Raw genomic sequence first — 19,149 nt, 5'->3', positions numbered from 1 at the left:
ATGAACTTGTGCACTGTCACAGGGGCATCCTTTTTTATTACAATGACATTATCCTAAAGACGAAACGGGAGTGTTACGAATGAACGTACTGGAAATTAAGCAGCTTACGAAGAAATTTGGGGATTTTATTGCCGTGGATAATATCACGATGTCCGTGAAGGAAGGCGAGATATTCGGATTTCTGGGTGCGAATGGAGCAGGTAAGAGTACATCCATTAACATGATTGCCTCTCTGCTCCGGGTTACCAAAGGTGAAATCGAAGTTCTTGGCAAGAGCATCGCTAAGCATGGCAAATTCGCGAAGATGAACATCGGGATTGTACCTCAGGAAATGGCTATTTATGAGGATATGACAGCTTACGAGAACGTTCATTTTTTCGCCGGATTATACGGACTCAGAGGGGCCGAGTTAAAGGAGCGGGTGATTGAAGCATTAGCATTCGTGGGACTTGGCGACAAGCACAAAAGCTATCCCAAAAATTTCTCGGGCGGCATGAAACGAAGATTGAACATAGCTTGTGCAATCGCCCATCGGCCAAAGCTGCTCATTATGGATGAGCCAACGGTGGGTATTGATCCGCAATCTCGCAACTATATTCTGGGTTCCGTGAAGAAACTGAATGAATTGGGCTGTACGATCATCTACACCAGCCATTACATGGAGGAGGTCGAGGAGATCTGTACTAGAATCGCCATTATCGACCACGGCAAGATCATCGCGGAAGGAACGAAAGGCCAATTAAAGGCCATCATTACGAATCAGAAAAATATAGGTATCGAGGTCCGTTCGGCGGAAAATCTGGATAGGAACAAGCTGGAGGGAATTGCTGGCGTAAACCGGGTTGAAGTGGAGGATCGAATCGTTAAGATCACCTCTGATTCCGAGGTCAATAATTTGAACCGGATCATTCAGCAGTTGATGGCTGACGATATTGAGATTCGTTCAGTGGAAGAGAATGAGCCTAGTTTGGAGACGGTGTTTCTGACATTGACAGGCAGAAGCCTGCGGGACTAATAAGATAGAAGGGATAAGGAGGCGAAGGGGAAATGAATGTATTCAGAATAATGCTAAAAGAGTTAAAGGTTATCCGAGATCCCAAGATGCTTTTGTTCTTAGTGGTTTCGCCGCTATTAACTATGCTTATTTTGGGAACGGCGCTTACGAATGCTTTTAACGGCAGTATAACGGTTGAAGAGATTAACGTACTTTATAAGAATAATAGCTCATCGAGTGAGTTCACTAAATATTGGGACGACTTCACGGGTCAAATGCGTCAAGCCGGCATTAAACTCGAGAAGGCAGACGAGAAGACGGATGGAAAAATTGAAGTGAAGAATAACCGATATTCGGGTTACGTCGAGATTTCGGACAGTGGGCTGAAGTATTATAGCAGTAGTCAGAGCTTGATTGAAAGCGATATTGCTAAGAGTGTACTTATAGCTTTTGCAGATCGTTACCGATTGGCGGCTGAAGTAGCAGGTACAGATTCGAAGCAAGCGGATGCGATCATGACCGGAAACGGCGGTGAAAGTTATGTAGTGGAGGAGTCGCTGAATGCGACAAGAAAACCTGGTGCTATGGACTATTTCGCTATAGCGATTACGACAATGATTATTTTATATAGCGCCTTGACGGCCGCACAATTAATAGACGGTGAACGCAAAAGGAACACAGCTGTCCGATTGCTTGCTTCACCGGTGACGAAAATCGAAATTTTTGCGGGTAAACTAGCAGGGCTTGTCGTGCTGAATTTAATACTCACAATGGTTGTAGTGCTCATCAGTAAATACATGTTTAATGCTTATTGGGGAGAAAATTTGGGTCTAGTGTTTTTAACGCTCTTTACTGAAATCATTTTTGCTGTGAGCTTGGGACTCGGGCTCAGTTATATCATTAAGGGTAACTCATCAGGCACTGTTGTTATGATTATTATCCAATTGGCCGCATTTCTCGGTGGTTCATACTTCCCGGTCGAGGAGGCTACTGGATTCATGGCAGCTCTCTCTTCTCTTTCTCCGCTGCAATGGTCAAATGCTGCACTTCTTGAAATGATCTACGCAAACAATATGTCAGCAACGGTTAACGCCGTGCTGTTGAATATCGGCTTCGCGGTCGTCTTGCTTGGTATCGCATTCACGATGATGCGCAGAAAAGAGGGGTTGTAAGAATGAGAGACACGTTATGGCTGATCCGGAAGACGTTTATTTCCACCTTTAAAAACTATTTGAATCTATTTATATATTTCGTTTTTCCTGTTATGGGAATTCTGCTCGCGACCCTGGTCCAAGGAGGCACGGGAGAAGTTGATTTAAAAATGGGCATAGTTAATCATGATGGGGGTCAGACGATTACAAAAGGTGTCATTGATTCGGTCGGCAGACAAGATTCCATGCTTGTAATTGAGCTTGAAGAGAATGAGATAAAGGGGCGGATTGCTTCTGGCGAGCTGGATGCAGCAATTATCTTTCCCGCAGGTTTCGCGCAGAGCTTGATTGTTGGCAAACCAGCAAATGTTAAGATCGTATCCATTAAGGGGGCGCAGGTTACCGGACAGGTAAAGGCATCCTTGGATCAACATATTAAAAATATGGCTTCGATCGGCAGCGTAGCTAAAGGAGATGAGGCTAAGTTTACTACCCTTTATGACGAATTTCAAAAAACGGACTTCAGATTATCAGCCGAGAAAGTAGAGGATCAATCCGTCAATCACAACAAAACTAATCAAACAATAGGCTACTTGCTCGTCCTTATGTTGGTGTCCGCTTCGAATTTATCTGGAATTCTTATCAAGGAAAGAGAGAATAGAACCTATTATCGCCTTCTATCTTCACCGATCAACCCTAGAACCTATGTCTTATCTAATATCATCGTTAATTTGACTATGATGATGCTGCAGATTGCAGTGACATTGTTGATCATGATAAATATTTTTCATGTCGATCCGGGTATTCCTTATTGGAGCATGTTCTTAATTCTTGTGTTATTTGCCCTGGTGGCAATAGGTCTATCGCTTGTAATCGTCGCATTCTCAAGCAGCTCTTCAGCAGCCAGCGGCATGCAGAATATGATCCTCATTCCTACAAGCTTATTGTCAGGATGTATGTTTCCGCTTGTTTTAATGCCGGAAACCATGCAGCAGCTCGCGCACTTTCTTCCCCAGTATTGGTTGCTGGATACCTTCAGCGATCTACAGCAGGGGGTATCCCTCGGGGAATTATATTTGAACTTGATCATTTTGATTGCTTTTTCCGTGGCCTTATCTTTAATAGCGGTCTATAAGTTTGGCAGAAACAATGATACTCGAAGCTATATTTAAGTAAATACGCTAATCCCATATTGTGATGAAATCCTGCGAATGCGTGAGTATATAAGAGAAACCCTCAAAACCGAGGGACGAGGAACTATAGCTTAACAATCAGCAGAAAGAGGCTGCCGGCAAAAATCGGCAGCCTCTTTGATTGATCCTAAAGGTGTGATTGGTACACCTTGTATAAAGAGCTCTCGATTCATCGTTAACCAAATATGGATTAGTCCAAGACCTTATTTTCATGTCCTAGTCCAGCCGTGGTTTCATTTTTAGAGCCTATTTAATATTTCTTTTCCAAGAAATTAGCGATTAACCGCGTAATGCAGCTGGACAACGCCACCGCCAAGCGGCTTGGTATCCAAAAGTTGAATCTCTTTGAACGTATAGTTATCTGTGTCGATCATCAGATGAAGCCCCTTGCCCTCCAGCACAGGCGCTACATTGAAGATCAGCTCGTCGACAAGCCCTTGACCTAAAAATGCATTGTGCAGATCAGCGCCAGCTGCTACGACTGCGGTTTGATATCCTTTATGATGCAGGTAGTTCAGGGCTTCCTGCGGCGATCTCGCAATCGTTGCCCCCAGAAGGGCATCAATGTTCTTGGAAACCACAACGATATCCAATTCGGCAAAAGGACCGCCGCCTGCATCGCGGCCTGCACCACCGCTGGCAGCCATAGCCTCAAAGGTTCGGCGACCGACAATAAAATTCCCGGCTGCTTTGGCATGCTCCGCAAAATCGTCAAGTGCTTCCTTCTTCGGCGGATTCTCGGGACTCGACTGCGCATAGTTACCGTTGGCGCTTAATGTTGCCCATAAGATAGTTTTCATATGATTTTCCCTCCAGACGTTCTAGTCCATATTTTTCGAATTGATGCTGCTACAAGGTCCGGCCGATCCTCCTGTACATAGTGAGAAGCATCGTCGAGGATTTCGGTTTCGTTCATCGGCAGATAACTCTGCCATTTAGCCATGACTTCAAGCGGGAAGCCGGCGCTGTCTTTTGTCCCCCACATTATCTGCGCGGGCAAATCGGATATAAACGGCAGTCCTGATTCAATTGCGGTCAGCCAAGACCGGGCCTTGCGAATTTGTCCGGGGAATACCCATGTCGGGATTCTGGACTTCGGTGTCGGGAAAGGGTCCGTATATGCTTTTCGCAGGTCTTCCGTCACAATCTCGGCATGATGAATGCCGTTCGGAACAATGACCTTGGCAAAGAAGTTGAATCGAGTCTGTAGCCAGTATCCCAAAGGCCATCCCCCCATCACAAGCGAGAACAATTTCATAGGAAGCAGCGTCGCAGGCCAAGCCCAAGTGTTCATTAAGACGATTCCGCGCAGCTGATCCCGGTTCCGTATGGCGTAGTTAAGGCCGATCGGCCCGCCCCAGTCTTGGACCACTATTATAAAGTCTTTCAAATCCAGGTGGCGGATGAAGTCCGATATGGCCTCTGAATGCTCTTGCGGCGTATAACCGTAGCCGGATGGTGCTTTGGACATTCCGAAGCCGGGATAATCCGGAGCGATAAGGCGGAATTCACCGCGGAGTTCCTTAATGACATTCCTGTAAAGATATGACCATGTGGGATTCCCATGAAGGAGCAGAACCGTCGGTCCGTTTCCTTCATCAATATAATGAATATTTCCGTCTCGGTATGGCAGCCAGCGGTCTTTGAACGGGTACTCCATCACATTTACTTCAAAAGGTCTTTTCATTGTCGTCACTTCCCATCTGATGCGATCTTCTTTTTTTCCCATCTCTGTTATCAATGGTAGCGGATTGTGGTACATTTGGAAAGTAGTTACATTAAAGTGCAATAGTTTCAAAAAATGAACTAAGGAGGAATCACTAATGTTGGATCGCTCTTGTATCGAAGCCATTGATCCTTTGCTGGAAATCTTGGACGGCAAGTGGACTCTTCCTCTTCTGCTGGAGTTGTTTGTCGGCACCAAACGATTTGGAGAGCTGCGGCGTAGATTGAACCCGATTAGTCCGAAGACTTTAACGGATCGGCTGCGGGTGCTGGAGGAGAAGGGGATTGTAACACGAACGCTGTACCCCGGTGTGCCCTTACACGTTGAATATGAGCTAACAGAGCGTGGTCGGAATCTGCAGCCTATTTTTGCCGCTATGTGGGAATGGGTTCAGGAAAATGACTTAAGTCCCAAGCATGGGGCAGGAGAGATGGATCAATCGGGAATGTAACAGAAGCGAGGGAGTGCGGACGGTTCCGTTCATAATATTTTTTTATAGCATCGAGAACGATGATGAATGGTAGGGAAGGGGATGAAGAATATGCAGTTGTTGTTCATCCATATCGAATGTACGCTCTGTCTTCACTTTTGGCTTTGGACTTTGAATAGTGATGTTATTACATTTTATGGCGGAGAGTCCGGTTTCGGCTTCTTTTACTTACTGTAAATGAAATTTGCGTTTGGTCCTTAAGCTAACGGACAGTTTAGCGCAACAAAGAAAGGTGTAGGATTGTTTGATCATTTCGACGAATATTCTAGGTATGGAATGAAGTTCAGCGTTAATGAGGTGACTTTTATGAATATAAGTAAAGATCAACTAATTGAAGTAAAAAAACTTCGTGATCTGAAACTTCCTACTCTTGATCCATTCATTATTCAAGACTACAGACATCCAATTTATGAAGAATCTTTTTATCTACTAAATAGTATAATTCTATAAAATGGAATTTTATTTACGAATAAAATCGGGACATGAAGCCGTCGATTCGGTTATGGAGGATCCTATGAACATTACGGGTATACAATCTGATTGGAAAGTGGAAAAAATCGAATTCGCCAAATTAACGGGAGAACGAGCCAGAAGCGCAGGGGCCAATGGCAGAATCGGCATTCATGGCAAAAGCTGCACAGTGGATATTGCCAGAATTACGATCGATGGGCAAATGGGTTACGGCAGCTCGATTCATATGACGCCGAAATGGGCCGAAGACATTATAGGCCGCCGATTGCTTGACTTATTCGACGACCGGGGCAGATTGCGCGAAGAGTATCGTTTGCAATTGGAATATCCAATATTAGACTGGTTAGGGCAGAGAGAAGGCAAACCAGTTTATGACTTGGTGTCTGGTGCCCACTTTGAAAGGGGAGCCCCATTGGTTGTCCCCTGCTATGATACCTCTCTATACTTCGACGATTTGCATCTGCCCGATGAGAGAGCCGCGGTCGCGTTGATGCAAGAAGAAGCGAAACAAGGATATGCGATGGGCCATCGTCATTTTAAGATTAAAGTTGGTCGAGGTGGACGCCATATGCCACTCTGGGAAGGGACGAAACGAGATATCGCGATCGTACAGGGGATCTCGGAAGTGGCAGGTCCCACAGGCAAGATCATGATCGATGCGAATAATGCATATAATTTGAACTTAACCAAAGAGGTCTTGGCGGCTTTGGCGGATGTGAATCTGTATTGGCTGGAAGAAGCGTTCCATGAGGATGAAGCCTTGTACGAGGATTTGAAGGAATGGCTCCGGCAACGTGGGCAGAATGTGCTTATCGCTGATGGGGAAGGGCTTGCCTCACCGCATCTTATTGAGTGGGCGGCTCGCGGCCGTGTCGATGTGCTGCAGTACGATATCATCTGGCCCGGCTTCACGCATTGGCTGGAATTAGGCGAGAAGTTGGATGCGCATGGTTTACGGTCTGCGCCTCATTGTTACGGCAATGCTTATGGCATTTACGCTTCGGGACATTTGTCAGCCGCGGTGCGCAACTTCGAATTTGTGGAATATGACGACATTACAATTGAAGGAATGGATGTATCTGGGTATCGAATCGAAAGCGGACAGATTCATATTCCGACCACGTCGGGTTTCGGAATCGTATTCGACGATGAACTTGTAACAAAACTTATAAAGCGATCCGGCTGGTCCCTGAGAATTTGATAATAAGCCAGAGAATAAGCAGGCCGCCGCGACGTGATTGATCAATATGCGCCGAAAACACTTGGCCAGCTTGCGCTTTACTAAATAACGAATAACCCGATATTAAATCGGGTTATTCTTTTTTTTCTAATGGGTCGATTTTATTTTAGAAAAGGCCGCTAGCGACTATAACGTTAATTGTTCCTCTTCAAGTATCAGCAGCAAATTATTATGGACCCACATCGGATCCATATAGAATGCTAAATGTTATCAGTAACGGTATTTTTGATAATAATGCGTCCACGAGTGTGACCATGTCAGATGGCACAAACTACAATATGGCTCAAACTGCTCTTGGCGGTATGAATGCCTGGAATAACGCGACGGAGGCACACTATCCCGAGCTCCCTTCGAGCTGCAATTCGGAAATCGAAGCTTACGGTCAAAACTATGGAAACTTAGAAAATAATTTAAACGGTTGGGTTGAAATGTACGAAGATTGGGATAGCACCAGTGATTTGAATCCTGATGCAACCGCACCGACCAGTGACGGTATGAATCGTTAGAAGAAATTACGGACTCATCTGATTTGATCGCCGAAGTAAAACTGACTGGAAACACAACAATACTTGAAGTCTAAATTCATCTGCCAGTCAAGGAATAGGCTGGGGGCGTTACGGGACTGAACGAACGGGAAACAATCGCCATGCTTCATTTTGAGCGGCCAACCCTTCCGGTACGCCCACAGCTCGAACGTGCCGCATCCGGCGAATAGCACCTCATAAATGATAACGTGGAAGGTGCTCACAAAATGCCGAGGCGCTTCAAGGCTTCCAGCGTGACCGTCTTGGCGGTCGTCCCGCTGCTGTCCACGTTAGCGGCGAACACCCAGTCGGTCTTCCCGTGCTCCACATAGCCCACATACCAACCGAGGCCCATGTCGGACAGCCTCGTGCCCGTCTTGCCATGCACGGTGTAGTTGTCCTGGTCGTTATCAATCATGATGCGCTTGACGGTCTTCATCGTCTGCTCCTGGAAGGGGAGCGTCTCCTCCACCAGGGCTTCCATGAAGCCGGCCTGCTCCTCCGCCGAGATTTTCAGCGAGCTGTCCAGCCAAAAGGCATCGATGCCCCCGCTAATATCCATATTGCCGTAACGAATACGATCCACGTAGCTCTTCATCCGCTCGATCCCGATGTCCCGCGCCATCGCCTGGTAATACCAGATTGCGGATGCCCGCATTGCCGAACCCAGCGTATGGTCCCGATTCCACTCCTCGAACGGCCGGACAACGCCGTCCCACCGCTTCACGTCATATTCGTCCCGCACCGCTCCCACTTCGAGTCCGATGAGCGCGTTCGGCACCTTGAACGACGATTCTGGCGTGAACCGCTGCTGGCTCCGTTCGGGATTGCAGACGTAGACGCGGTCCGTCTTCAGGTTTTTGACGATCAGGGTGCCCTGCACGTCATGGAACAGCTCCTTGCAGGGGAGCTTAGTCTCTTTCGGGGCGGCATTTACGGGAAGTGCGGCACTACCCGTTGTACCGGCGAATAGCAGGGCGGCGAGCGCCAGGACGACTCGGTTTTTCTTTTTCCAGGTAATCAAGTTGCATTCCTCCTCGGTCTTCTTCATAATGGCAAAACAGAATGGCTCGTGTCGACAACACTGAGTATATAGGAATGTACGGCTGGGCTGTACCGCCGTTTGCGGTGATTGTACCCGTACAGTTGGCAGGAAGGAGTGCGAGGGAAGATGCTGTATGAAGCGATTGTGGAACAGTTCCTGCAGGAAATGAAGGACGGGAAGATGAGGCCGGGGGACAAGCTGCCGTCGATCCGGGAAGCGGCGGAAGCATTCGGTTGCAGCCGAAATACGGTGATTCGGGCATACGGGGAGCTCGAGAAGAGGCACCGGATCTATGCTGTGCCCCAGAGCGGCTATTATATCGCGCACCGCAGCCCAGGCGGGGAGGATGCGAGAGACGCATCGGAGGTGCCTGACGTCATCGATTTCCAGTGGGCAGGCCCGGACCGGAGCGCCATGCCATACCGGGACTTCCAGCACTGCATGAACGAGGCCATCGAGCGGTACCGCGAGGACATGTTTACGTATTCGGAGGGGCAGGGCCTCGCCTCGCTGCGGATCCAACTGGCCCGGCATCTGCGGGATTTGCAGGTGTTCACGGCCCCGGAGCGCATTTATGTGGTAACTGGCTCTCAGCAGGCGCTGAATTTGCTGGTGGGACTGCCTTTTCCGAACGGCAAGGGGAACATCGTCGTGGAACAGCCGGTGCATGCCGGCATGGTCGAATCGCTGCGGGGATATGGGGGCGAAGTGCACGGCATCTCGTACGAGGAAGGCGGCATGGATCTGGATAGGCTGGAGAGGCTGTTCCGGGACGGGGACGTCAAGTTCTTCTACACCGTCTCGCGGTTCCACAACCCAACCGGGTACAGTCACACGAACGAAGCCCGCAAGCGCATGGTGGAGCTGGCGAAGCGGTATGACGTGTACATCGTCGAGGATGATTACATGGGCGACCTGGATGGCGATCCGAGGAATGACCCCATGTTCGCTTACGATCCGTCCGGGTGGGTCATCTATGTAAAAAGCTTCTCCAAAGTCATGCTTCCCGGCCTGCGCCTCGGGCTGGCCGTGCTGCCGGACGGACTGCGGGAAGGGTTCCTACGGGCGAAAGCAGCGGCAGACGTACATTCGCCCCTGTTGACGCAGGGGGCGCTCGAGGTGTACCTAGAGAGCGGCATGTTCGCCGCCCACATCGGCCGGATGCGGGAAATATATCGCCGCAAAGCGGTGCTGCTGCAGGAAGCATACCGCAAGCATCTGCCGCCGGGAACCGCTTACACAAGGTCGTACTCCGGCTTCTATACCACGATCGGGCTGCCGGCCCCGCTCCGGGCGCAGGCAGCGGCCGACCACCTGCTGCAGCGCGGCGTACGGGTCGATCCGGCCCAGCACATGTACCTGCCGGAGTTCCGGCAGGAGGATGTTCTCCGGCTGAGCGTCTCACAGGTGGAGGAAGGACTCATCGAGCCCGGCATCCGCGCCATCGGTGACGGAATCCGTGAGCTGCTCCGGCAGCGCACGGGAGTGAGGTTTGTGAAGCGGGGGTAGGGGGGAAGGTTATTCCCTTTATAGGGGATAGAATAACAAGAAGCAGCCCGAAGCTGGAAACTATCGTTTTAGGCTGCTTCTTCCTTCATTCCGCTGTGTTAACGCTATACTCGATTCATCCGACGATATTCAGAGGGGCTAACCTTCACTTTTTTTGAAAATATTCGGCTTAAATAAAATCCGTTGCTGTAACCGCATGCTTGGGCAATTTGCTCTAACGGCAAATGGGTCTCGGTCAGCAGTGATTTGGCTTTTTCTATTCGAAGCGTGGAGAGGTAGTGAGAAGGCGCCAAGCCTACGCTCCGCTGGAACCTGCGGCTAAGCTGTACAGGACTTATGCCGAGCTCAGCTGCAAGATTATGCATGCTAATATCCTGATAGCGATTCTGATGAATGAAGGTCTTGGCCTGTTCAATAAGCGGATCAGCAAGTTCAGCCTCCTGATTGTCGGAGAAGGATTCCGTCTGGCGGCAAAATTGCCAAATATCGTTCAGTATATGATTTTGCCAATACAGATTCTGATCCTGGGTGTATCCGGATTGCTGCTTTAGGCTATTCAAGTTGTCGGCCAGCCGATTCCGGTGCTGAATGATCAGCTTGTATGCGGATTCGGACAGCTGCTGCTGGACCGCCTGTTCACGTTCATTCAAGCCGAAGGCATCGCTTGAAACCAAGCCAAGGGTAAATCCGATAAAATGAAACGATAACGCATGGATCACGCTGCGATGAAAGCGAAAGCCCGGCGGACAGACGACCACATCTCCCATTCGAGCTGTTCCCTCTACTTCCCCTATTCGATACGAGAAGCTCCCGATCTCCACGGCAAACAGCACCCATAGATCATACGTATCTACGCTTAATTGAAACTGGGACTTGCTATCCCAATAGATATGGTGAGAAAGAATAGGATAAAGGCTGGAGCTGAGCAGCGTCACTTTTCTCTACCTCCACGATGAAATAAAGTATATGGGTATATGATAGCGTAGTGCATGTTAAATCACTAGCCTCCATATTATGATGAAGTCAAATCGATGTAGTGGAGGTTTAGCCAGATGAAAATCGAGCATATAAAATCCGATATTACCGTAATTGGCGGAGGGCTTGCGGGTGTTTGCGCCGCCGTCTCTGCTGCCCGTCTTGGGCAGACCGTATCTTTAATTAATAACAGACCGGTTCTCGGAGGCAATTCCAGCAGCGAGGTCCGGGTATGGGTGTGCGGTGCCACGGCGCATGGAACGCAGCGTTATGCAAGAGAAACGGGCATCATGGGTGAAATGTTCGTCGAGAACCAGTACCGAAACCCCGAAGGGAATCCTTATTTATGGGATCTTGTTGTTCTGGAGACCGTTCGCGCGGAAGAAAATATTCGCTTATTCCTTAACACGGATGTGCATGAGGCGGAAGCAGAAGGACCGGAGCATGACCGGGTCATTCAAAGTGTAACAGGCTGGATGATGGGTTCAGAGCGCAAAATTCGTTTCGAGAGCAGCATGTATATCGATTGTACCGGCGATGGCCTTGTTGGCTTCCTTGCCGGAGCGAAATACAGAATCGGCCGCGAAGCCAAGGATGAGTATAACGAGGATTGGGCGCCGGAGGTGGCGGATGACATTACGCTTGGCAGCACGCTGCTGTTTTATACGAAGGAGGCAGACAGGCCGGTCAAATATATTCCGCCAAGCTTTGCCAAGGATATAACGCAAACGACGATTCCGATGAAGCGGGTAATCCGCAGCGGAGACTCTGGATGTCACTATTGGTGGATTGAATGGGGCGGAGAGCTGGATACGGTCCATGACAACGAACGGATACGTGATGAGCTGTGGTCGGTTATTTACGGGATTTGGAACTATATTAAAAATTCAGGCCAATTCGATGCGGAAAATATGACTTTGGAATGGGTAGGATCCATTCCCGGCAAACGGGAGTATCGGCGTTTTCTCGGGGATTATATGCTGAACCAGAACGATATTATGGCGCAGGAGCCATTCGAGGACCGTATTGCCTTCGGGGGCTGGTCCATCGATCTTCATCCACCGCAGGGCATGTACTCGGAAGAGAGCGGCTCGAAGCATTTATACCCGGACGGCGTCTATCACATCCCGTTCAGAAGCTTGTATTCAAGTAATGTTCGCAATATGTTGTTTGCTGGCCGGGACATTAGCGCGACACATGTTGCTTTCGGCACGACAAGAGTGATGGCAACCTGTGCTGTAATCGGGGAAGCGGCAGGCAGCGGCGCTGCGCTTTCCGTACAGAAAGGGATTACGCCGCGTGTGCTTCACCGCGATCATATGAAGGAATTGCAGCAGGTTATGCTGCGGCAGGATGCATCAATCATTGGTGTGGCCGGCAATGATCCGGATGATTTGGCAAAAACCGCCCGTATTTCCGCATCCAGCACGCTGGAGCGAATTGCAATCGAAAACGCCACAATCGTGCATTCACTGGATCGCGATATCGGCATATTGTTCCCGGTTCATCCCATGCTGTCATCGGTTGAGCTGCTTGTCGATGCAAAGCAGATCACAACGCTTGAGGCGGAGCTATGGCACACGGGCAAAGGAGAGAATTATGTACCTAAGCAATGGCTGAAATCAGCTTCCAAGTCCGTTGCCGCGGGCAACAAGCAGTGGGTTAAGCTGGATTTGGATTGGCAGCCGGAGTCAGCCTGTAATGCTTTTGTTATTGTCAAAGCGAATGAGGCTATAACGCTGCACGGATCAGATGAGCCGTTAACCGGTGTGCTTTGCTTTGAGAAGGGGCCTAAGCCGGTAGTATCCGCTTTGCTGGAGGATCATCAGCCCGACCAGCCGGTCGCGCAGTGGAGCATGCGCAAATGGAATCGTCGGCCAGTATGCTTGCGGGTAACGCCAAATACGGAGTCCTATGCGGCGAGTCAAGTTACCGACGGCTATATACGGCCTTATGCTGGCCCGCATTTGTGGGCATCCAACCCATTATCCGCTAATTCCCAGGAATGGATTCAATTAGTTTGGGATAACGAGCAGGAGATTGGTGAAATTCATCTAACCTTTAACGATGACGTAAATGAGGATTTAATCAACCTGCATCATCATCGAACGCCATTTGCTGTTATTCCCGAGGTCGTGCAAAGCTATCGCATTCAAGCTTACATCGCTGGGGAATGGGTTACGATTATAACGGAGCAGGATAATCACAAACGAAAAAAAGTGCATCACCTGCCAGAAGCGATTATTACTAACCAAATAAAACTATGCATAGAGGCAATGAATGGATGTCCGCGAGCGGAGGTTTGCGAGATCAGAGTCTATGGTTTATCCTAATCTATTACTATTGGAATAGCTTACAGCATAGACTGGTATAGGTTAGGCGAATGGAAGGGAGAGGGTATCATGGCTGAGAAACCGTTGAACGTTCTAATTGTCGATGACGAGGTTCCGCTGAGGCAGGAGCTTCGCCTATTCCCATGGGAGGACTGCGGCGCCGTCTTAATCGGCGAGGCCGGGAATGGCGAGGAAGCGCTGCAAGCGTGCGGGGTCTGCGTGCCGGATGTCGTGGTTACGGATATCACGATGCCGATTATGGACGGAATTACGCTCATTAGGGAGCTTAGGAAAAGATATCCTGCCATTCAAATTATTTTGCTGACTTGTCATAGCGATTTCCATTATGTTCAGGAGGCGCTCCGGCTTGGAGCGCTTGAATATTTATTAAAGGTATCGATGGAAGAAGAGGAAATGAAGCAAGCGATGATCAAAGTAAGAGAAGCGATCATCAAGGAGCGCCGTTCGCTTGATAATGAAAGATCTGAACGGCGGCTGCTGCAAGCGGCAGCGTTCGGGAAGCTGCTGCGCGGTCATGCGCTTAATAGCGATGATTGGAAGCCTATCGAGCTGGATGGAGCGGGGAACTATAGATTGGCGCGTTTGATTCCGGATGCGCCGAATGCTTCTTACATTCCCGCGAGGCAGCGAATCCAACAGACATTGAAAGATAGAGAAAGATCTGATCCAAATTGGCTGACTTGGCTTACTACAGGTGAGAATGAGTATTTCGTCCTACTGGCAGAACAGCAATCGGAAGCGCAAGCAGTGGAAACGCTTAGCGGGGTCGTACAAGCTCTTGAATGCTGCTTGAAGGAGTGTGAAGAGCTGCCCGAGCACCTGGTGACGGTGCATGCGATTATCAGTGAACCAATCACAAGGAAGGAAGAGCTTGCGTATTCGCTAGCTCATACGACTGAATGGAAAGACGCGCTTTTTTATGATGGCTCGTCTGGGAGCAGCGTACGGATCGGCAGACCGCTTCCTTTGAGCGAGATGACGGATAAGCATGCGAAGGAACTGAATGAGATGTTAAGAATGGCTAGCAGGTCCTCTGCATACCTGAAAAATTGCATACAAGGTGATTTACCCAAATGGTGTTCAGCGATACGCATTCGGCCTCAGCAGCTCAAGCAGCGCATGCTGACTTGGCAGATGGAATGGCTGAAGGTCCATGAGGGTGCTGAGCTTGATGGCCGGGGCATTACGCAATTGATGGGAGCGCAAACCTTGGGGCAATTGATCGCCTGCCTCATTCATAATATCAACGAAATCGAGAGCGGGGGATCGCGCTCGCGCATCGAAATACGCTCCGCAATCCAGTGGATTCAAGCGAACATGCAGCAGCCCATTTCGCTGCCGATCCTTGCTGAGCAGGTCGGCTTAAGCCCGCATTATGTCAGTCGGTTATTTCGTGAACAGACGGGCGACACGGTTAATCAATATATTACCCGTCTTCGAATGGAGAAGGCGGTCGAGCTGCTGAAGCGAACGAATAAAAAGGTGTACGAGATCGCGGAAGAAGTCGGAATTCCGAGCTATCGTTATTTTACCGTTACGTTTCGTAATTGGACAGGGGTGTCTCCGACGGATTACAAACGGAATCCTTAAACAACTGCGGGATCGGATACGGGGGTATGGAGCATATGTCTAAGTTGGTCAATTGGTATAGCAGTCTAGGTCTTGCTACCAAGCAGTTCATCTATTTATTCATTGTGACGCTTCTGCTCGTGATGGTTCTTGCCTATCGCAATCTGAGCGAGGCAGAAAGTCTATTGCAAAATCAAGTCATACGCGATGCCGAGCTGCTTGTAGGCCGGACAAATCAATATATTGATGCCAGTCTCGACAATGTCGAGAATATGCTCCTGCTGCTCTCTACCCGTTACGATCTGTTCGAGGAAGGAAATGAGGCGCTTGCCGATGATACGCTGCGCAAATTCGCCGATAATAACAATTCGATAGCCAAGACGCTGTATTTGGTTCGTACCGATGGGAAGGTCTACGCGAACTCGCAAGTCAATTATGATATCATCGGCAATCCGAAGCTGCCGGAGCTGTATGAGCTGGCGCTTCAGAATTATGGGGCAATCAATGTAAGCGAGCCCTATTACTCCCCTATATCTGGTCACACGCTGGCCTATGTTTTGCCGGTTACCGATTTGCGCAGACAAGTGAAGGGTGTTGTCGTTGCAGAGGTGAATCTGGATTTGCTTACGGAGCGAATCGCTCCGATGATTTACCAATCGTATGCTTTAGTAACGAAAGACGGGAATATTATTAACCGGCTTGATTCTCGCGATAAAATGCTTCCTTTTCAGGCAGCGGTGTATCCGCCTGTACTGCAGGATAGCTTTCGGAAGCAGCTTGTTTCCCTTAAAGTCGGCATTAGCCAGATCGAAGGAAATGGTTTGAAACCGCTTGTTGCCGTGAAGTCGACGAAAAACCGGCTGGGCTGGTCCTTAGCGGCATTTATTGAGGAAGACTATTTCTACCAAGACCTGCAGCAGTTAAATTATAATTACCGAACGGCCAGCATCGTGTGGATGATCATTCTGTTGATAAGCGCCTACCTGATGAGCCGATCCTTCACGAAGCCTATTCGCCGGTTCGTGGAAAAGATGGACCGGTTAAACGATGTGCAGATTGTCGCGAAGCTGCCGGTCACAAGAAAGGATGAGATCGGCCGGCTGACACAAAGCTATAATGACATGCTGGACCGAATTCAAACGTTGCTGCAAAAAACGAAGTCAGCGGAGGAGCAGAAAAAGGAATATGAGCTAAAAATGCTGCGGAGCCAAATTGCGCCTCATTTTCTATATAACACGCTTGCCTGTATAAGCAGCCTTGCCAAGCAGCAGAGGATTGACGAGGTGCGCGATACCATTCGATCCTTGGTTAAGCTGTTAACCTTCAGCTTCGATAAACAATCGGAATACGTCTCGATCGAAGAGGAGCTGGAAGGGCTGCGAATGTATATGCACATTCAACAGGTGCGTTACGGCGAGCAAAACAAATACCGTTTGGATGTCGACCCCAGCCTGCTGCAAAACCGGATTCTTAAGCTAACCCTGCAGCCGCTTGTAGAGAATGCCTTGTTTCATGGCATTTCACCGCGTAGCGGAGGACTTATTATCATTAAAGGGAGATTGGAGCGGGGCATGATCAGGCTTTATGTTCGTGATAACGGCGTCGGCATTTCAAAAACCGAAGCTCGCAAAGCGCTGCATGACCATTTCGAGCAGGAGCGCTCGAAATACCGTTTTACCGGAATTGGCTTACGCAATGTGCATGATCGAATCCGTATTCATTATGGCGTGCCTTATGGCTTGCGAATAGGAAGTGCCAGCGGCGTCGGAACCGTTATCCGGGTGGACATCCCCGTTCTTACCGAAAACGATGAGCGTTTAGGTGTGTTGAGCTAAGCGTTCTATCAGAGTTCGAGGCTGTCCTGCGGGATGGCCTCTTGGTTTGTTGGCGTACATCGAGCCGCAATTACATACGTTCCTTTTCCCTTAAATCCATACACTTTTTACGTTTTTGTGTATATCGGCAAATTGAGGCACTGCTTATACTTAAGACATGCATTGAAAGCGCAATCATAAAAGGAGGGCTTACATGGAAGCCGATCAAAGCTACATACCAGCCTCTCGAATGCAGCCTACTCCGCAAACGAAGCTGCAGTCGGTTTTAAGAACGATCTGGCGTTTCCGGGCATTCTACATCATGCTGCTCCCGGGTGTGATCTATTTTATTATTTTCCGATATTTTCCGATGTACGGGGTCATTATTGCCTTTAAAAACTTTGCCATCATGGACGGCATTACCGGGAGTACCTGGGTAGACCCGTGGTATAAGCATTTTAGAGATTTTTATCAATCCCCCTATTTCAGCCAGCTCTTGACGAATACGTTGTTAATTAGCTGTTACAAGCTAATCTTTGGCACATTCCCCCCGATCATACTCGCGCTGCTGCTGAATGAATGCCGCGTTCGTTGGTTGAAAAATATTGTCCAAACACTAACTTATTTGCCGCATTTCTTATCGTGGGTTATTATTTTCGGCATCCTGCTGACCTTGCTCTCCCAGAACGGGGGACTGGTGAATCGATGGATTGTGGAGGCGGGCGGCCAGTCCATCCCATTCTTGACCTCAACGGACTATTTCCGCAGCATTCTGGTCGGTTCCGAGGTGTGGCAAAATCTTGGCTGGGGCGCGATCATCTACCTGGCAGCAATGGCAGGAATCGATCCTACTCTCTATGAGGCGGCAAAGGTAGACGGCGCGAGCCGGCTGCGGATGATTTGGCATATATCGCTTCCAGGAATTCAAAGCATCATTGTCCTGCTCTTCATTCTGAAGCTGGGCCATCTGCTGGATGCCGGGTTCGACCAAATCTATATCCTGTACAATATTCAGGTGTATCCGGTTGCCGACATTTTGGATACTTGGGTATACCGAACAGGATTGCAGCAATTGAACTTCAGCTTGGCATCAGCAGTCGGATTATTCAAGTCACTCATTGGGCTGATACTGGTGCTAGGAGCTAACCGGCTGGCGAAAAAGTGGGGTGAGGGAATATGGTAAAAAGCTTGGACGATAAAATATTTAATGGCGTCGTATATGTTATTCTTGGACTGTGCGGTCTTGCCGCCATTCTACCGATGCTTTATGTCGTATCGGTATCCATCACTCCTTTCGGGGAAGTATTGCGAAACGGCGGATTTATTTTGTTCCCGAGCGAGATCACGTTCTCTGCTTACCGCACGCTGTTAACAGAGTCAAATATACCGAAAGCGTTTCAAATAACGGTCCTCATTACGGTTATAGGGACGGCAGTCAATCTCATATTGACGGGCTTGATGGCTTATCCGCTCAGCCGTAAAAACCTGCCAGCAAGAAGGTTCTTTCTCCTGATGATTGTGTTTACTTTATTGTTCAGCGGAGGACTTATTCCGACCTACCTGGTCGTCAAATCGATGGGGCTGCTAGACACGATCTGGGCAATGATCCTGCCAAACGCGGTATGGAGCTTTAACGTGCTCATTATGAAGAGCTTCTTCGAGGGACTTCCCGAAGAATTGTTCGAATCTGCTAGGATGGACGGCGCCAAGGAATTTCGGATTTTGCTCCAGATCGTCACGCCGCTCTCGATTCCGGTCTTGCTTACTGTCGGATTGTTTTATTTAGTTGGTCATTGGAATGAGTTTTTCCAAGCGATCTTCTATGTGACAGACCGGACGCTGTTCCCGCTGCAGGTCATCGTCAGAGAAATTTTGATGCAAAGCCAGCAGCCGCTTGAAAATGCGGAGAACATCATGCCTACCCAGACGATGCAGATGGCTTCCGTTATGATTGCGAGTCTGCCCGTTATCGTGATCTATCCCTTCCTCCAGAAACACTTTACGAAGGGAATGCTTCTCGGATCGATTAAAGGTTGACCTAGTCGCCGTATGGATAACTGGCCAGCTATACGGACCTATTCAATAGATAGATTT

The 19,149-nt window shown here is 48.9% G+C and carries 16 protein-coding genes; 12 read left to right on the top strand and 4 right to left on the bottom strand.

The window, feature by feature from the left end:
- Window positions 1–79: 79 nt before the first annotated feature.
- The 3 genes from MRBLPE1_RS18160 to MRBLPE1_RS18150 are packed head-to-tail and all read left to right on the top strand — an operon-like array spanning window position 80 to window position 3,317.
- On the top strand, window positions 80–1,015 hold the full coding sequence (locus MRBLPE1_RS18160; RefSeq protein ID WP_364147980.1) for an ABC transporter ATP-binding protein: 936 nt from the start codon (window positions 80–82) through the stop codon (window positions 1,013–1,015).
- 32 nt (window positions 1,016–1,047) lie between these two features.
- Window positions 1,048–2,166 (top strand): ABC transporter permease, encoded by a 1,119-nt coding sequence (locus MRBLPE1_RS18155; RefSeq protein WP_364147977.1) that lies wholly within the window; start codon window positions 1,048–1,050, stop codon window positions 2,164–2,166.
- Window positions 2,167–2,168: 2 nt separating this feature from the next.
- Window positions 2,169–3,317, top strand: coding sequence for an ABC transporter permease (locus tag MRBLPE1_RS18150; protein ID WP_364147975.1), 1,149 nt, complete (start codon window positions 2,169–2,171; stop codon window positions 3,315–3,317).
- Window positions 3,318–3,610: 293 nt separating this feature from the next.
- On the opposite strand, the gene MRBLPE1_RS18145 is transcribed toward MRBLPE1_RS18150, so the two are convergent.
- The gene (locus MRBLPE1_RS18145; protein ID WP_364147972.1) at window positions 3,611–4,138 is read right to left on the bottom strand and encodes a dihydrofolate reductase family protein; all 528 of its coding nucleotides are present in this window, start codon (window positions 4,136–4,138) and stop codon (window positions 3,611–3,613) included.
- Entirely contained in the window at window positions 4,135–5,025 is an 891-nt protein-coding gene (locus tag MRBLPE1_RS18140; protein ID WP_364147969.1) for an alpha/beta fold hydrolase, read from the bottom strand. Before MRBLPE1_RS18140 ends, MRBLPE1_RS18145 begins: the two co-directional genes overlap by 4 nt.
- A 136-nt stretch (window positions 5,026–5,161) precedes the next feature.
- Here MRBLPE1_RS18140 and MRBLPE1_RS18135 point away from each other — a divergent pair, with 136 nt between their 5' ends.
- The 3 genes from MRBLPE1_RS18135 to MRBLPE1_RS18125 all read left to right on the top strand — a co-directional run bounded on the left by MRBLPE1_RS18135 (window position 5,162) and on the right by MRBLPE1_RS18125 (window position 7,771).
- Window positions 5,162–5,515 carry a winged helix-turn-helix transcriptional regulator gene (locus MRBLPE1_RS18135; RefSeq protein WP_364147967.1) on the top strand — a complete coding sequence of 118 codons (354 nt, stop codon included), beginning with the start codon at window positions 5,162–5,164 and terminating at the stop codon, window positions 5,513–5,515.
- A gap of 553 nt (window positions 5,516–6,068) precedes the next feature.
- Window positions 6,069–7,226, top strand: coding sequence for an enolase C-terminal domain-like protein (locus MRBLPE1_RS18130; RefSeq protein ID WP_364147964.1), 1,158 nt, complete (start codon window positions 6,069–6,071; stop codon window positions 7,224–7,226).
- A 236-nt stretch (window positions 7,227–7,462) separates the two neighbouring features.
- Window positions 7,463–7,771: a hypothetical protein gene (locus tag MRBLPE1_RS18125; RefSeq protein WP_364147962.1), complete on the top strand. Its 309-nt coding sequence runs from the start codon at window positions 7,463–7,465 to the stop codon at window positions 7,769–7,771.
- Window positions 7,772–8,009: 238 nt separating this feature from the next.
- Here MRBLPE1_RS18125 and blaOXA read toward each other — a convergent pair whose 3' ends face one another.
- Window positions 8,010–8,810, bottom strand: coding sequence for a class D beta-lactamase (gene blaOXA, locus MRBLPE1_RS18120; protein ID WP_414698910.1), 801 nt, complete (start codon window positions 8,808–8,810; stop codon window positions 8,010–8,012).
- 150 nt (window positions 8,811–8,960) lie between these two features.
- Between blaOXA and MRBLPE1_RS18115 the strand changes: the two genes are divergently transcribed.
- Window positions 8,961–10,343 (top strand): PLP-dependent aminotransferase family protein, encoded by a 1,383-nt coding sequence (locus tag MRBLPE1_RS18115; RefSeq protein WP_364147957.1) that lies wholly within the window; start codon window positions 8,961–8,963, stop codon window positions 10,341–10,343.
- Between the two features lie 104 nt (window positions 10,344–10,447).
- Here the strand turns inward: MRBLPE1_RS18115 and MRBLPE1_RS18110 are convergent, their stop codons facing one another.
- Complete coding sequence (locus tag MRBLPE1_RS18110; protein WP_364147956.1) at window positions 10,448–11,278, bottom strand: AraC family transcriptional regulator; 831 nt, start codon at window positions 11,276–11,278, stop codon at window positions 10,448–10,450.
- Between the two features lie 117 nt (window positions 11,279–11,395).
- Between MRBLPE1_RS18110 and MRBLPE1_RS18105 the strand changes: the two genes are divergently transcribed.
- The 5 genes from MRBLPE1_RS18105 (at window position 11,396) to MRBLPE1_RS18085 (ending at window position 19,092) form a co-directional block, all read left to right on the top strand.
- The gene (locus MRBLPE1_RS18105; RefSeq protein WP_364147954.1) at window positions 11,396–13,651 is read left to right on the top strand and encodes an FAD-dependent oxidoreductase; all 2,256 of its coding nucleotides are present in this window, start codon (window positions 11,396–11,398) and stop codon (window positions 13,649–13,651) included.
- Between the two features lie 69 nt (window positions 13,652–13,720).
- The gene (locus MRBLPE1_RS18100; RefSeq protein ID WP_364147953.1) at window positions 13,721–15,262 is read left to right on the top strand and encodes a response regulator; all 1,542 of its coding nucleotides are present in this window, start codon (window positions 13,721–13,723) and stop codon (window positions 15,260–15,262) included.
- Window positions 15,263–15,297: 35 nt separating this feature from the next.
- Window positions 15,298–17,076, top strand: coding sequence for a cache domain-containing sensor histidine kinase (locus tag MRBLPE1_RS18095; protein WP_364147950.1), 1,779 nt, complete (start codon window positions 15,298–15,300; stop codon window positions 17,074–17,076).
- A 229-nt stretch (window positions 17,077–17,305) separates the two neighbouring features.
- Window positions 17,306–18,238: an ABC transporter permease gene (locus MRBLPE1_RS18090; protein WP_414698909.1), complete on the top strand. Its 933-nt coding sequence runs from the start codon at window positions 17,306–17,308 to the stop codon at window positions 18,236–18,238.
- Window positions 18,232–19,092, top strand: coding sequence for a carbohydrate ABC transporter permease (locus MRBLPE1_RS18085; RefSeq protein WP_169084203.1), 861 nt, complete (start codon window positions 18,232–18,234; stop codon window positions 19,090–19,092). Before MRBLPE1_RS18090 ends, MRBLPE1_RS18085 begins: the two co-directional genes overlap by 7 nt.
- Window positions 19,093–19,149: the final 57 nt, after the last annotated feature.

It is taken from the genome of Paenibacillus sp. LPE1-1-1.1 (assembly GCF_040676435.1).
Taxonomy (GTDB): domain Bacteria; phylum Bacillota; class Bacilli; order Paenibacillales; family Paenibacillaceae; genus Pristimantibacillus.
This window is presented reverse-complemented; position numbering and strand designations above follow the sequence as displayed.

Coding starts and splice junctions, on each gene's coding strand:
- MRBLPE1_RS18150 (WP_364147975.1), top strand. CDS start 2,169: ATGAGAGACACGTTATGGCTGATCCGGAAGACGTTTATTTCCACCTTT.
- MRBLPE1_RS18105 (WP_364147954.1), top strand. CDS start 11,396: ATGAAAATCGAGCATATAAAATCCGATATTACCGTAATTGGCGGAGGG.
- MRBLPE1_RS18090 (WP_414698909.1), top strand. CDS start 17,306: ATGCAGCCTACTCCGCAAACGAAGCTGCAGTCGGTTTTAAGAACGATC.
- MRBLPE1_RS18145 (WP_364147972.1), bottom strand. CDS start 4,138: ATGAAAACTATCTTATGGGCAACATTAAGCGCCAACGGTAACTATGCG.
- MRBLPE1_RS18130 (WP_364147964.1), top strand. CDS start 6,069: ATGAACATTACGGGTATACAATCTGATTGGAAAGTGGAAAAAATCGAA.
- MRBLPE1_RS18085 (WP_169084203.1), top strand. CDS start 18,232: ATGGTAAAAAGCTTGGACGATAAAATATTTAATGGCGTCGTATATGTT.
- MRBLPE1_RS18160 (WP_364147980.1), top strand. CDS start 80: ATGAACGTACTGGAAATTAAGCAGCTTACGAAGAAATTTGGGGATTTT.
- MRBLPE1_RS18140 (WP_364147969.1), bottom strand. CDS start 5,025: ATGAAAAGACCTTTTGAAGTAAATGTGATGGAGTACCCGTTCAAAGAC.
- MRBLPE1_RS18100 (WP_364147953.1), top strand. CDS start 13,721: ATGGCTGAGAAACCGTTGAACGTTCTAATTGTCGATGACGAGGTTCCG.
- MRBLPE1_RS18155 (WP_364147977.1), top strand. CDS start 1,048: ATGAATGTATTCAGAATAATGCTAAAAGAGTTAAAGGTTATCCGAGAT.
- MRBLPE1_RS18125 (WP_364147962.1), top strand. CDS start 7,463: ATGCTAAATGTTATCAGTAACGGTATTTTTGATAATAATGCGTCCACG.
- MRBLPE1_RS18095 (WP_364147950.1), top strand. CDS start 15,298: ATGTCTAAGTTGGTCAATTGGTATAGCAGTCTAGGTCTTGCTACCAAG.
- MRBLPE1_RS18135 (WP_364147967.1), top strand. CDS start 5,162: ATGTTGGATCGCTCTTGTATCGAAGCCATTGATCCTTTGCTGGAAATC.
- MRBLPE1_RS18115 (WP_364147957.1), top strand. CDS start 8,961: ATGCTGTATGAAGCGATTGTGGAACAGTTCCTGCAGGAAATGAAGGAC.